This window comes from Cupriavidus alkaliphilus (assembly GCF_014191175.1).
GTDB classification, from domain to species: Bacteria; Pseudomonadota; Gammaproteobacteria; order Burkholderiales; family Burkholderiaceae; genus Cupriavidus; species Cupriavidus alkaliphilus.
Window position 1 is genome coordinate 1 of sequence record NZ_JACHWE010000007.1, and the last position, 14,209, is coordinate 14,209.

At 66.9% G+C, this 14,209-nt stretch carries 9 protein-coding genes and 2 pseudogenes; 7 read left to right on the forward strand and 4 right to left on the reverse strand.

The genetic code is table 11. The annotated features are described in order from the left end of the window. Positions 1-318: pseudogene (locus FHX60_RS21410) on the forward strand (branched-chain amino acid ABC transporter permease); the annotation flags it as partial. 203 nt (positions 319-521) lie between these two features. Continuing rightward, a pseudogene (locus tag FHX60_RS21415) lies at positions 522-815 on the forward strand (extracellular catalytic domain type 1 short-chain-length polyhydroxyalkanoate depolymerase); the annotation flags it as partial. Between the two features lie 335 nt (positions 816-1,150). Here the strand turns inward: FHX60_RS21415 and FHX60_RS21420 are convergent. Beyond that, complete coding sequence (locus FHX60_RS21420; protein WP_112776333.1) at positions 1,151-2,095, reverse strand: DUF808 domain-containing protein; 945 nt, start codon at positions 2,093-2,095, stop codon at positions 1,151-1,153. Between the two features lie 297 nt (positions 2,096-2,392). On the opposite strand from FHX60_RS21420, the gene FHX60_RS21425 reads away from it, so the two are divergent. After that, positions 2,393-2,983, forward strand: a complete 591-nt coding sequence (locus tag FHX60_RS21425) for a TetR/AcrR family transcriptional regulator (protein WP_183284551.1) — start codon at positions 2,393-2,395, stop codon at positions 2,981-2,983. Between the two features lie 31 nt (positions 2,984-3,014). Then, positions 3,015-3,302: a YciI family protein gene (locus FHX60_RS21430; protein WP_092311147.1), complete on the forward strand. Its 288-nt coding sequence runs from the start codon at positions 3,015-3,017 to the stop codon at positions 3,300-3,302. A 194-nt stretch (positions 3,303-3,496) separates the two neighbouring features. Here the strand turns inward: FHX60_RS21430 and FHX60_RS21435 are convergent, their stop codons facing one another. Further along, on the reverse strand, positions 3,497-4,465 hold the full coding sequence (locus FHX60_RS21435; protein ID WP_112776336.1) for a Bug family tripartite tricarboxylate transporter substrate binding protein: 969 nt from the start codon (positions 4,463-4,465) through the stop codon (positions 3,497-3,499). Positions 4,466-4,526: 61 nt separating this feature from the next. Further along, positions 4,527-6,032, reverse strand: a complete 1,506-nt coding sequence (argH, locus tag FHX60_RS21440; protein WP_183284552.1) for an argininosuccinate lyase — start codon at positions 6,030-6,032, stop codon at positions 4,527-4,529. Positions 6,033-6,164: 132 nt separating this feature from the next. On the opposite strand from argH, the gene FHX60_RS21445 reads away from it, so the two are divergent. Further along, positions 6,165-7,055, forward strand: coding sequence for a LysR substrate-binding domain-containing protein (locus tag FHX60_RS21445; protein WP_112776338.1), 891 nt, complete (start codon positions 6,165-6,167; stop codon positions 7,053-7,055). A 276-nt stretch (positions 7,056-7,331) separates the two neighbouring features. Here FHX60_RS21445 and FHX60_RS21450 read toward each other — a convergent pair whose 3' ends face one another. After that, the gene (locus tag FHX60_RS21450; RefSeq protein ID WP_183284553.1) at positions 7,332-9,095 is read right to left on the reverse strand and encodes a sigma-54 interaction domain-containing protein; all 1,764 of its coding nucleotides are present in this window, start codon (positions 9,093-9,095) and stop codon (positions 7,332-7,334) included. 176 nt (positions 9,096-9,271) lie between these two features. Between FHX60_RS21450 and FHX60_RS21455 the strand changes: the two genes are divergently transcribed. Together FHX60_RS21455 and FHX60_RS21460 are read left to right on the forward strand one after the other, a co-directional pair. Then, positions 9,272-10,822, forward strand: a complete 1,551-nt coding sequence (locus FHX60_RS21455) for an acyl-CoA carboxylase subunit beta (protein ID WP_183284554.1) — start codon at positions 9,272-9,274, stop codon at positions 10,820-10,822. 60 nt (positions 10,823-10,882) lie between these two features. After that, positions 10,883-14,200: an acetyl-CoA carboxylase family protein gene (locus FHX60_RS21460; protein WP_183284555.1), complete on the forward strand. Its 3,318-nt coding sequence runs from the start codon at positions 10,883-10,885 to the stop codon at positions 14,198-14,200. Positions 14,201-14,209 lie beyond the last annotated feature (9 nt).

Consider the following 14,209-nt stretch of genomic DNA (forward strand, 5'->3'; position numbering starts at 1 on the left):
AAGGCGCTGGTGCTGGGCTTCGAGACCCTGACCGATGTGCACTGGTCGATGTCGGGCTCGGTGATCCTGATGACGCTGGTCGGTGGCCTCGGTACGTTGTCGGGCCCGATCGTCGGTGCGATCGTGATCGTCGCGCTCGAGAACAAGCTGGGCGACATCGGCGCCTTCCTCGCCTCGGCGACGGGGGTGGGCTGGTTCGATACGCTCGGCGAGTCCGTCACCATGGTGATCGGAGCGATCTTCGTTGTCTGCGTGCTGAGCTTCCGCCGTGGCGTGATGGGCGAGCTGTCCGCGCGCTTCGAACGCAAGCGGGAGTAATCGCCGCAGCGGCATTTCAAAGCCGGTCCCGCCCGAAGGTGTTGCCCGTAGCGGGGCGGGCTTCCCCCCCCTCCGGGCACCCGGGTTCCATCGCTGTCATCGTGTTTCGTGCCATATCGCAGGGTGCGCCGCACTCATGGACAGACGCGCCTTGCTTCCAATGAACTATAAGACGAGGAGACGTTTCCATGCAGTGTCCTGCTATGCAATCTGCGCAGGGCCGCCGTCGCGCGGCCCTGCTGGCCATGTGTACCACGCTGCTGGCGACGTTCTCGCTGCATGCGGCCACCGCGGGCCCCGGAACCTGGAGCAGCCAGCAGACGTGGGCGGCCGATACCGTCAACGGCGGCAACCTGACCGGCTACTTCTACTGGCCGGCGAGCCAGCCGACCACGCCCAACGGCAAGCGAGCACTCGTGCTGGTGCTGCACGGCTGCCAGCAGACCGCCTCCGGCGACGTGATCAACGGCGCCAGTGGCGGCGGATTCAACTGGAAATAGAATGGCTCGAACCAGAGTATGGGCCTGAACAATCTGTTCTACACCACCACGCTGGCAGAGACCGCGTCGGGATATTACGTAGTGGGCAATTGCCCGTAAGGCGCGATCCGACTGGACGTTCGGTGCCGGCAGAGCGCTTGCGAGGGCGCTGCCGGGCACCTTGCGAGCCAGCTGAAGCCACGTGCTCCATCACCACGGCGTTTTCGCTCCAAGCCATTATTGGCGCAGGCATGGGTCGAGCTCTGCAGCGATAGTGTCGGGCAACATCCCGGTGCTCTCCGTTGCCATGGCCATATCGCCGGGCGGGCCAGGCCTCCTGTGCCTTGGCGCGCCTAGCGTGCCGAAGGCCGCAACGCCCGCATCCCGGCCTTCACCACGCTTACCGCCGCCAGCACCAGCCCGCCGGCGACGATGCCGGCAATGCCGTCCAGCAACACCGGCGCCAGCACAGCGAGCACACCGCCGATTGCCGGCACCCCTGCCGCCGCCAGCGCCGCGGCTTCGGTCACGTGGTGCATCGCCGGGATGCCGTGCATCAGGATGCCGCCGCCCACCAGGAACATGGCCGCCGTCCCGGCAAACGACAAGGTCTTCATCAGCAGCGGTGCCAGCCGGAGCAGGCCCTGCCCCAGCCAGCGGAGTCCCGCCGATGCTTGCTTGCTCAGGTACAGGCCCGCATCATCGAGCTTGACGATGCCGGCCACGAGGCCATAGACGCCGACCGTCATGATGACCGCGATCGCGCACAGGACAGCGAGTCGCTGGCCAAAGGGAGCGTTGGCGACGGTGCCCAGCGAGATCACAATGATTTCCGCCGAAAGTATGAAGTCGGTGCGGACCGCGCCCTTGATCTTCTCTTTCTCGAAGGCAACCATGTCGACAGCCGGGTCCGCCACCGCCTGGACTTCGCGCGCGTGGTGTGCGGCATCCTCGGCCTTGCTGTGCAGGAACCGGTGTGCCAGTTTTTCAAAGCCTTCGTAGCAAAGAAACGCACCGCCGATCATCAGCAACGGCACCACGGCCCAGGGGGCCCAGGCGCTGATCGCCAGTGCCGCCGGCACCAGGATCACCTTGTTGCGGATCGACCCCATGGCGACGGCCCATACCACGGGCAGCTCGCGCTCCGCCTTCACGCCGCTGACCTGTTGCGCATTCAACGCCAGGTCATCGCCCAGCACGCCAGCGGTCTTCTTGGCCGCCATTTTGCTCATGACGGCGACATCGTCCAGGATGGTGGCGATGTCGTCGATCAATACCAGCAAGCTTGAACCCGCCATGTCAGGGCCTCCGCGCGCGGCAAAGCTGCCGCTGATGCAGCCAGATTGTCATTCGGTCATGCTCCTCGATGTCGTTGGTCCGCGCAAGCAGGTTTCGTACCGGCCGCTGGGCGGGTTTCAGGCGCAGCCGGCGAGATTGTAAAACATGGCGGTACTGGCCGACTGAGACCGCGGCCGGTTGGTCGCCTCTGTATTGACCGCCGAGGACGATTGTCCTAGTATCATTCGGGATTAGGATGACTGTCCTAATCAAGGGAGGTATTAACCGTCCGCAGTAAGCCCGACCGGAATGCAGCAATGACTGATGTAACTACACGCGACCGAATCGTTGCGGAGGCCGACAAGCTGTTCTACGAGCGGGGCTTCGAGCACACCTCGTTTGCCGACATTGCCGATGCCGTCGGCATCTCGCGCGGCAATTTTTACCATCACTTCAAGAGCAAGGACGCGATCCTGGATGCGGTCATCGGCGCGCGCGCGGCCCGCACCCGGCAGATGCTTGAAACGTGGGACGCCGCAAGCAGCAGCCCGCTCGGGCGTATCCGCAGCTTCATCCGCATCGTGGTCACGAATCAGGCCAGCATCATGCGCCACGGTTGTCCGGTCGGCACGCTTTGCACCGAGCTGGCCAAGGTCGGACATCCCGCGCAGCCGCAAGCCAGCCAGCTCTTTACCTTGTTCCGAACCTGGCTTCGCCGGCAGTTCACGCTGCTGGGGCGCAAGGCCGACGCCGACGCGCTGGCCATGCACGTGCTGGCTTTCAGCCAGGGCGTTGCGGTGTTGGCCCACGCCTTCCACGACAAACGATTCGTCCAGCAGGAAGTCGAGCGCATGTGTGCCTGGCTCGATGGCATCGCGGCCGATGCGGCGCGGGTGTCGGGCGATTGACCTTTACCCATCATTTCACGGGAGGTATCTGATGTTTATTGTGTTTCTCAGGTTTTCCGCCGAACGGGGTCAGGCCGGCCGGCTGATGCAGGCACACAAGGACTGGCTGCAACGTGGCTTCGACGACGGTGTGTTCCTGCTGGCTGGCACTATCCAGCCGCAAGCGGGTGGCGCGATTCTGGCGCATGGCGTCTCGCAAGGCGAACTCGAGGAACGGGTGAGCCGCGACCCCTTCGTGATCGAGGATGTAGTGCGGGCCGAGATCGTCGAGGTGTCGCCATCGAAGACCGATGGCCGACTGGATTTCCTGATCGACTGAGCCGGTCTCCGTCAGCGCATGGAGACGCGCCCCGTGGGCACGACGATCGCGGCGAACCCCATGGCCGGCGGCACTGCCGCTGGTGCGCGCCAGCGCCGAAGTTCTTCGACTACCGCGATACGGCATGGCGCTACCCGGGGGCGGAAGACCAGGAGGGGTCCCAGCGCTGCCACGGTACCGCCACCGACACCCCCTCAGTCAATACTCGCCCCCGACGCCCGCACCAGCTTCGCCCACTTGTCCGTATCGCGGCGGATCAGCACCGAGAACTGCTCCGGGGTCGATGTCAGCGGCGCGGCCCCGGCCTGCACCAGTTTGTCCCGCATCGCCTTGTCCTGCGCGATACGGGTGATTTCCTGCGACAAGCGGCTGGAGACCTCAGGCGGCAATCCGCGGGGACCCACCACGCCGAACCAGACATCGGCCTCATAGCCCGCAATGCCGGCCTCGGCCATGGTCGGCACGTCGGGCAGTGCCGGCGAGCGCGTGGCGCTGGTCACGGCCAGTGCGCGCAGCCGGCCGGCCTTCACATGCGGCAGCGAGCCCGGCAGGTTGTCGAACATCAGTTGTACCTGGTTGGCTAGCAGGTCGGCCATCGCCGGGCCGCTGCCCTTGTAAGGCACGTGCACGATCTCGACGCCCGCCATCGACTTGAACAACTCGCCCGACAGATGGTTGGTGGTGCCGTTTCCGGCCGAGCCCATATTGAGCTTGCCGGGATTGGCCCGGGCGTAGCCGACAAGCTCGCGCACGTTCTTCGCCTGGACGTTCGGATTGACCACCAGGATGTTGGGCACGCCGGCGAATAATGCCACCGGAGAGAAATCCTTCTGCGGATCGAAGGGCAGCTTCTTGTAGAGGGTCGCGTTGATGGATTGCGTGCCCACCGTGCCGAACATCAGCGTGTAGCCATCGGCCGGCGACTTGGCCACGAGGTCGGAGCCGATGGTGCCGCCGGCGCCCGGCCGGTTGTCCACCACCACCTGCTGGCCGAGGGTTTCGGACAAGCGGGTGGCCAGGACGCGGCCGAGCAGGTCGGTGGTGCCGCCCGGCGGGAAGGGCACCACCATGCGGATGGGTTTGTCGGGGTAGGGGCCGGCCATGGCGAGGCTCGTCGCCAGCGTCAGACATGTGGCAGCCAGGGCATGTGCGATGGTTTTCATGGGGGCAGGGTCTCCGTGGGACAAGGATAAGGGCAATGCCGGCTGCGATGTGCGGCGCGGCTCAGCTTTGTGATGCGAGGTGGTTGACCGAGCGCTTCAGCGCCGCGCGCGCGGCGTCAAGGCGGGCCCGGGTGGCGTCAAGGCAGGCCCGCGCGTGGTGGGTGGCGCCGCTCTGGACGGCGACGTTGTCGCGGACCAGCACCGGCGCCGGCCCGCCGGCGGCCATGCGCGCGGCGACGCCTTGTTCGGGATCAAGGCAGCGGGCGACCGCCGCGGCATCCAGTCCGGCCGCGCGGCCGGCGACGCGCATCGCGGCGGCATCGATCATGTCGGCGCTGATCTCGTCGGCGGGCAAATGCTGATCCAGCGCGTCGCGCACCACGGCACCAACGATGTGATGCGCCTGGCGAAACGACATGCCGGCCTCGCGCACCAGCGTATCGGCGAGGTCGGTCGCGGTGGAGAAATCGCGGCGCGCGCGCGCCAGCATGCCGGCGCGCTGTGGCGTGGCGTTGGCGATCACCAGCCGCAGCAGCGCCAGGCAGCGCAGGCATTCCTCGCCGGCCTCCCAGAAGCCGCGCATGCTCTCGCGGTTGCCGTCGCCCGAGTGCGTGAAATGGCTGGTCTTGAGCGCCGCCAGCGCACCGGTCAGCAGGCCGATCATGTGGCCGCCCTTGCCCTTCAGGTATTCCAGCACGACCGGGTTCTTCTTCTGCGGCATGATGCTGGAAGTGCCCGCGATGCTGTCCGGGAAGTCGATCAGGCCGAACTCGGGCGTGGCCCAGACGTACAGGTCCTGCGCCACGCGGCCCCAGCTCACCGCAGCCACGGTGATCGCCGCCAGCATTTCCCAGGCAAAGTCGCGCGAAGCCACGGCGTCGAGCGAATTCGGCGCATGGGTGGAGAATCCCAGCCACTGCGCCGTCGCCGCGCGGTCGATCGCAAACGCGGTGCCGGCCAGCGCGCCGGCGCCGAGCGGGCAGGCATCCAGGCGCGCCAGCGCCTGCTCCATGCGCGCGATATCGCGGCCGAGCGACTCGGCAAAGCCGGCGAGGTAGTAGCCATAGGTGATCGGCTGAGCGGCCTGCAAGTGCGTATAGCCGGGCATCACCACCGCGGCATGTGCGTCGGCCTGCTCCAGTGCCACCGTGCGCACCGCCAGCATCGCTTCCAGGATATCCAGCGCCAGGTCGCGTGCACGCAGCCGGTCATGGGTGGCCAGGATGTCGTTGCGGCTGCGCGCGACATGCAACCTGCCGCCAGCGTCGGCACCGGCCATCTGCATCAGGTGCGCTTCGTAGTTGAAGTAGGCGTCCTCGCGCGCAGGATCCAGCTGCACCGCGCCAGGACCCTCGGCTTCGATGCGCAGCAGTGACAGCGCCAGCACCGCGGCCACGTCCGCCGGGATCAGCCCGGTGCCATGCAGCATCAGCAGGTGGGCCTGGTTGATATCGGTCAGGTAGCGAAAGCCGCTGCCGAATTCGCGCATCAGGCGCGGCAGGTAGATGTGCTCGCATACCTCGGCGGCGGTGGGCTGGGTCAGGCGTCGGCTGACTTTGGATTCCATGCTGTGTGATCTCCGAAACGATGGAGCCAGTATGGAAATCCGCTGCATATATCGTCAAATCAGTAATTTGGCTTTGCCTATACGGATTTGATATGCTGGGCGCAAGCCCGCTGACCCCAACCGTCGCCAGCCATGAACTACAAGCAGATCGAAGCATTCCGGGCCGTCATGCTGACGCGCTCGATGACCGAAGCCGCCGCACAGCTACATACCTCGCAGCCCAACATCAGCCGCGTGATCGGGCAACTGGAACAAGAGGCGGGCTTCCGGCTGTTCGAGCGCGTTGGCAACCGGCTCGCGCCGACGGACGAGGCCGAAGCCTTGTTTCTCGACGTGGAGCGATCCTTCGTCGGCCTCGACAGCCTGCGCGCATCGGCCCGGTCGATCCGTGAATCCGGCGTGGGCACGCTGCGCATCGGCACCGTGCCGTCGATCGCGATGAGCGTGATGCCGCAGGCAATCCTGGCCTTCCGGGAGCGCTATCCGGACGTGCCGATCGCCGTCCATACCAATGATTCGCCCACGGTGGCCAAATGGACCGCGGCGCGCTTCTGCGATATCGGGCTGGTGTCTTACATGGCCGAGACCACCGGCATCCGCAGCGAGTTGCTGCGCCGCGAGGACGGCGTATGCATCGTGCCGGCAACGCACCGGCTGGCGCGCAAGCGCCGCCTCCACGCCAGCGACCTCGATGGCGAGCGCTTTATCTCGCTGACCCATGGCGACGGCACCCGCACCACGGTCGACGCCGCGTTCGAGCCGGCAGACCGGCGCGTGCTGACGCTTGAGACCCCATACGCGGCCACCATTTGCACGATGGTGGGCATGGGGTTGGGGGTCAGCGTGGTCAACCCGCTGGTGGTGCGCAGCCTAAAGCCGGCGGGTGTCAAGGCAATTCCGTTCGAGCCGGTCATCGCCTTCGAGAGCCACATCCTGTTCAATCCGCAGCGGCCAGTGCCGGCACTGGCGCAGTGGTTCCTGGCGTGCTTGCGGAGAGCATCTGGTCGTAGAAGCAGGCTCTAGTCGCCCGCGCCACTACTGCTTGCTTGCCGCCACAGAGAAATCAGCATCTCTGGGTCCGCGGGATAGGTCTCGAATTGCGCCACGGAGTCTGGAATGAGAAACCAGGATTGCTTGCTACGTGTGAAGACTTATGAAATTTGTGGTCCCGCGCATCTTACGCCTTGCGCCACCCGTGGCCTTGTCAGGACATTTTCTTTGGAATCCAAATATGCGAAGCGGGGGCTTACCTCGGCGAGTATGTAGCGCTGCCAAGCTGACCTGAGCGGAGCGGCGTCCCTATTTCAATCGCAACCCGTGCGGCCCGCGCTCCAGGATTTTGTACAGATGCGAGCGGGAGATCCCCAGTTGCTCGGCCGCGCGTTTCTTGTTGCCACCGTGGCGCGCAACGGCATCCATCACCGCGGCATGGGCCAGCTCCCGCATGTCCGCGGCGGGCTCGGCAGGTGAGCGGTGTGCGGGAGTGGGGGATTGTATGTCTTCCGTCGCGGCTGTCTCGTATGGATACGCATCTTCGGGCGCATGCATTGCGGGCTGGCTTTGCAGTCCCGATAGCCCGCGCGCCGACTCGCCGCGCGCAAAATCCGCCACGCGCAGCGTCCTGCCATCGCAGAACACCAGTGCCTCCTCGATGCGCTGGCGCAGCTGGCGCACATTGCCGGGCCATGGCTGGCCGGCGAGGTAACGCGCTACCTCGTGGTCGATGCCTGGCGCCGGCATGGCGTTGCGCGTGCAGAAGGCGTCGACGAAATGCTGCAGCAGCGCTGGAATGTCCTCGCGCCGCTGGCTGAGCGCGGGGATGCGCAGCACCACGCCGCTGAGCCGGTAGTACAGGTCAAGGCGAAAACGCCCGGCGTCGATCAGTTCCGGAATGTCGCGGTTGGTGGCGGTGACCAGGCGAAAGTCGACCCGCTGCGCGCGGCGGCTGCCAAGGCGCTCGACCATGTGGTCTTCCAGCACGCGCAACAGCTTGACCTGCATTTCCAGCGGGATGTCGGCGACCTCGTCGAGAAAGACCGTGCCGCCCGCCGCCAGTTCGAGCTTGCCCGCCTGTCCCTGGCGCTGGCTCCCGGTGAAGGCGCCGGGCGCGTGGCCGAACAACTCCGACTCGATCAGTGTGGCGGGCAGGGCCGCGAGGTTCAGGCTGACCAGCGGGCGCGCGCTGGCCGGCTCGGCGCCGGCGCTGTGGATCGCTCGGGCTACCAGCTCCTTGCCCGTGCCGCTTTCGCCCAGGATCAGCACCGGCACGTCAAGGCGGGCCACGGTCTGGATTTCCCGGCGCAGGCGCTGCATCGGCGCGCTTTCGCCGATCAGGCCGAACGTCGGTTGCCGTTCGTGCAGGCCGTGGCGAAGACCATCGACCTCGCGCTGGTAGCGCGCCACCTCGGAGCGCAAGTCAACCAGTTCCTTGTGCATGCGAACAAGCGCCTCTGGCCCCTTGAACATGACCTGCCCGATGGCGCCCACCACCTCGCCGTCCTGGCGGATCGGCATGCGGTTGACCACACGGGTGGCACCATCAAGCTGCTGCAATTGGCCGATCTCGGCCTTCCCGCTGGCCACCACCTGCGGCAGCCGCGAATTGGGGATGACTTCGGCCGCCGGACGGCCGATGCCGGCGCCGGTGTCGAGTCCCAGGAATTTCTCATGGACGGGACTGATGAAGCGCACCCGTCCCACCTTGTCGACCACGGTGATCGCCTGGTACGGGTCGTTCAGGAAGTAATCCAGGATCGCGCCGGCGAAGGGCACCGCGACGAGGAAGTCGAGCAGCACGGCCTGGGTATCGGCGCGATGCAGAACGATCAGCTGGCGGTCGCCGTCGTCCAGGGACAGGCCGATGAATCGCCGGTCGGCTGCGTCGACGGGAAACAGCCTGCGTGCCGAACCGGGTGCGCCGGCGCGCGCGGATGCAGCGAACGCCGCGTCGGCGATGGCGGGGTCGGTACAGGCGCCGAGTGCCGCTTCGCGGGCCCCGTTGCGCGCACAGACGAGCACGCCAAGCGCGAATTTGTCTGCGTCGTATGTCGTCACTGAGGACATTTCGTGTCTCCGTGCGTGCCTTCTCTGTGGACACATCGTGTAGTCATTGGAGACATCGTAATGGCGACCAAGAAATTATTCAATGAAATCAATGCATAACTACGTTGTGGCAGGCTGGCACGGCTCCTGCGAGATGTTGGCAATACATGTATCGCACAAAGACACAGGAGAAGGCCGTGAGCTGGCAGCCTGAAATCGATGAACTGGCCCACCGTCGTCGGCTCGCCGCCCGGATGGGGGGCGAAGGCAAGGTGGAGCGCCATAAGGCAGCCGGCAAGCTGACGGTGCGTGAGCGGATCGACGCCCTGGCGGACCCCGGCTCGTTCCAGGAGGTCGGGGGCCTGACCGGTAGCGGCCGCTACGACAGCAACGGGCGGCTGGTGGACCTGGTTCCATCGAACCTGGTGATGGGCCGTGCGCAGGTCGGCGGCCGGCCGGCGGTCCTGGTGGGCGACGATTTCACCGTGCGCGGCGGTGCCAACGAGGGCGCCGTGGGGGACAAGCTGGTTCACGCCGAGAAGATGGCGCATGACCTGCGGCTGCCGATGATCCGGCTGGTCGACGGTACCGGCGGCGGCGGATCGGTGCGCAATATCGAGATCAAGGGCCATACCCTGATCCCGACCATGAAGGTCTGGCAACACGTGGTGGAGAACATGTCGGTGGTGCCGGTGGTGTCGCTGGCGTTGGGCTCGGTGGCGGGCATGGGCGCGGCGCGCGTGGCCGCCAGCCACTATTCGGTGATGGTCAAGGAAACCTCGCAACTGTTCAGCGAGGGACCGCCGTCGGTCGTGGCCCGCGTGGGCGAGGCCCTGAGCAAAAACGAGCTGGGCGGCAGCCAGATCCACACCCGCAACGGCGTGGTCGACGATGAGGTCGGCACCGAGCAGGAGGCCTTCGCGCGCGCGCGCCGGTTCCTGTCCTATCTGCCGCCCTCCGTCTTTGAACTGCCGCCGCGCAGCGCGCCCGAGGACGATGCCGCGCGCCGCGATGAATGGCTGCTGTCGGCGATTCCACGCGACAGCCGAGTGGATTACAAGATCCGTCCGATCTTGCAGGCCCTGGTGGATGCCGATTCCTGCTTTGAGATCGGCAGGCACTGGGGCTGCGCCGTCATCACCGCGCTGGCACGCCTGGATGGCTGGCCGGTGGCGGTGATCGCAAGCGACCCGTCCTTCCATGGCGGCAGCTGGGACAGCGACAGCGCCGAGAAATTCACGCGCTTCGTCGACATGGCCCAGGCCTTCCATCTGCCGCTGGTCAACCTGGTCGATACGGCCGGGTTCCAGGTCGGCCTGGAGGCCGAAAGAGCCGGGATCATGCGCTATGGCGTGCGCGCGCTGTCAGCGCTCTACCAGGCCACCGTGCCGTGGTGCTCGGTGATCCTGCGCCGCGCCTATGGCGTGTCGGCGGCCGCCCACCAGCACATGGGTCGCTTCAGTTTCCGCTATGCCTGGCCCTCCGCCAACTGGGGTGCATTGCCGCTCGAAGGCGGCCTGGACGTCGCCTACAAGGCCGAGATCGAAGGCGCCGACGATCCGGTGCAGAAGCGCGCCGAGATCGAGCTGCGCGTGCGCAGCCTGACGTCGCCGTTCCGCAGCGCGGAAGCCTTCGTCATCGAGGACATCATCGACCCGCGCGACACCCGCACGCTGCTGTGCGAGTTCGCCAACCTGGCGGCGCCGCTGCGTGAGGCGGGAATCAGCCGCTTTGGCATCCGGCCCTGAACGGCGAGGCCAGGCATCACGGGCACGCCGCCGACATCGAATTACAGAGAGGAGACTGCATTGAAGAAGCTGTTGATCGCCAATCGAGGGGAGATCGCACTACGCGTGCTGCGCGCCGCACGCGATCTCGAGATCGGGACCGTCTCGGTCTATTCGCACGACGACCAGGGCGCGCTGCACCGGATCCTGGCGGACGAGGCCGTTGCCCTCGACGGCGCCGGGCCGGCGGCGTACCTCGAGATGGCAGGCATCGTCGCCGCGGCGAAAGCAGCCGGCTGCGATGCGATCCATCCGGGCTATGGCTTCCTCAGCGAACGGGCAGACTTTGCCCAAGCGTGCCACGACGCCGGCATCCGTTTTATCGGCCCCACCGTCGAGCAGCTCGCGCTGTTCGGCGACAAGGGGCGGGCGCTTGAACTGGCGGCCGACAGCGACGTGCCGGTCATGCCAGCGACGCGCGGCGCGGCGTCGCTGGAGGAAATCGCCAGCTTCTTCGACCAGCAAGCCGGCGCGGGCGTGGTGATCAAGGCGGTCGGCGGTGGCGGCGGCCGCGGCATGCGCGTGGTACGACGGCGCGAAGACCTGGCCGAAGCGTATGCGCGCTGCCGTTCCGAGGCCAGCTCGGCTTTTGGCATCGATGCCGTCTACGCCGAGCGGCTGGTTGCGCGTGCGCGCCATATCGAAGTGCAGATCGCCGGCGACGGCACACACGTGATTGCCCTCGGCGAACGCGACTGCACCCTGCAGCGCCGCTTTCAGAAACTGGTCGAGATCGCGCCCAGCCCGGTACTGAAGCCGCAGCTGCGCGAGCAGATCATCAAGGCGGCGCTCAGGCTGGCGCGCCGCGTCAACTACCAGAGCCTGGGCACGTTCGAGTTCCTGGTCGAGGAAACCGAATCCGGTGAGCAGAAGGACTTTGTCTTCATTGAAGCCAATCCGCGCTTGCAGGTCGAGCACACCATCACCGAGCAGGTCACCGGCGTCGACCTGGTCGCGCTGCAGATCGGGATCGCCGCGGGGCAGACGCTGTCCGATCTCGGCCTGGATCCCGCTGCGCCGCCGCAAGCCCGCGGATATGCCATCCAGGTGCGCATCAACGCCGAAATGACCGATGCGCAAGGCCTGGCGCGTCCCGCACACGGCCGCCTGGAGCGCTTCGACCCGCCTTCGGGCCCGGACGTTCGAGTCGATTCCCATGGCTACACCGGCTATGAACCGTCGCCCAATTTCGACACCCTGCTGGCCAAGCTGATCGTCACCAGCGCAGCGCCGAAGTTCGACGCGGCTGTGCGGCGCCTGCAGCGCAGCCTGGCGGAGTTCCGCATCGCCGGCGTGCCGACCAACCTCAACCTCCTGCGCGCGCTGGTGCAGCGTGCCGATTTCCTCGCGCAGGACGTCCATACCCGGCACTTCGAGGCGATCGCGCAGGAGCTGACCGCAGCGGCGGAGGCCATTGCGCAGGCCGGACGCGCGCACGAAGCCTTGCTGGGCGGCGCGACCCTTCCTTCGCAGGCGCTGGCGCCGCGCCCCGCCGATCCGGAAGCGGAAATCGGCGAGGGCCTGGTGGCTGTCCGTGCGCCGCTGACGGGCAGGGTGGTGGAGCTTGGCGTCGCGCTGGACGAAGTCGTCAAGCCCGGCCAGACGGTTGCGGTGCTCGACGCCATGAAGATGGAGCACGCCATCGTCGCCGAATGCGGCGGGCGCGTGGTCGACCTGCGCCTGGAGCCGGGCGCGTTGGCCTCGGAAAACCAGGTGCTGATCGTGCTGGAGCAGCTCCAGGCCGATGGCATCGCCGTGGCCGCCGCGCAGCAGGCCGACCCCGATGCGATCCGCGCGGACCTGCAGCGCGTGCTGGACCGGCATGCCTACCTGGATGACGCCGCGCGCCCCGATGCCGTCGCCCGGCGCCGCACGCGCGGTCAGCGCACCGCACGCGAAAACGTCGCCGACCTGTGCGATCCGGATTCCTTCGTCGAGTACGGCGCGCTCGCGCTCGCCGCGCAGGCGTCGCGCCGCAGCCAGCAGGACCTGATCGTCAACACTCCCGCCGATGGCCTGATCACCGGCATCGGCAACATCAACGGCGAACTGGTCGGCAAGGAGCGGGCACGCAGCGCGGTGATGGCCTACGACGCCACGGTGATGGCCGGCACGCAGGGCAAGCGCAACCACATCAAGACCGACCGCATCGTCGAGGTGGCGCTGCGCGACGAGCTGCCCCTGGTGCTGTTCGGCGAAGGCGGTGGCGGCCGGCCCGGGGACGTGGATTTCCCTTCGGTGTCCGGGCTGTACCAGCCGTCGTTCGCTGCCTTTGCCGAGCTGAGCGGCAATGTGCCGGTGGTGGGCATCGTCTCGGGGCGCTGCTTTGCCGGCAACGCGGCCTTCCTCGGCTGCTGCGACGTCATCATTGCCGACAAGTCAGCCAATATCGGTATGGCGGGACCGGCCATGATCGAAGGCGGCGGCCTCGGCATCTTCCGCCCGGAGGAAGTCGGTCCCGCATCGGTGCAGGTTGCCAACGGCGTGGTCGATATCCTGGTCGACAACGAGGCCCAAGCCGTGCAGGCGGCGAAGCACTACCTGTCCATGTTCCAGGGGCGCGTGACGCACTGGAGCGCGCCGGAAGCGCTGGCGTTGCGTCATGTCGTGCCCGAGAACCGGCTGCGCGTGTACGACACCCGCAAGGCCATCGAGGGCCTCGCCGACGCCGGCAGCGTGCTGATGCTGCGCGCCGGCTTCGGCGCGGGCATCCACACCGCGCTGGCCCGCGTGGAAGGCCAGCCCGTCGGCATCATGGCCAATAACCCGTATCACCTTGGCGGCGCCATCGATGCGGACGCCGCGGACAAGGCATCGCGCTTCATGCAGCTGTGCGATGCGCACGGGCTGCCGATCATCTCGCTGATCGACACCCCGGGTTTCATGGTGGGTCCGGAATGCGAGGCCCGGGCCCAGGTGCGGCACGTGTCGCGCATGTTCCTGACGGCGGCCAAGTTGCGTGTCGCGCTGCTGGCGGTGACGCTGCGCAAGGGCTACGGCCTGGGCGCGATGGCCATGGCGGGCGGTGGCTTCCGCTCGGCAAGCTTTACCGTGTCGTGGCCGACCGGCGAATTCGGGCCGATGGGTCTCGAGGGCGCGGTCAGGCTGGGCTTCAAGAAGGAGCTCGAGGCCGTGCCGGATGGCCCCGAGCGCAAGGCGCTGTTCGACAGGCTGGTGGCCCAGTCCTACGAGCGCGGCCATGCGATCAACACCGCGGCCGCGGTCGAGATCGATGCGGTGATCGATCCCTCGCAGACACGGAAGTGGATCGCACAGGGCATTGCCTCGGCCGAGTTGCGCGGACGCCGGGAGCGCCGCGGATTCATCGATGCGTGGTAAGCGCCGTGC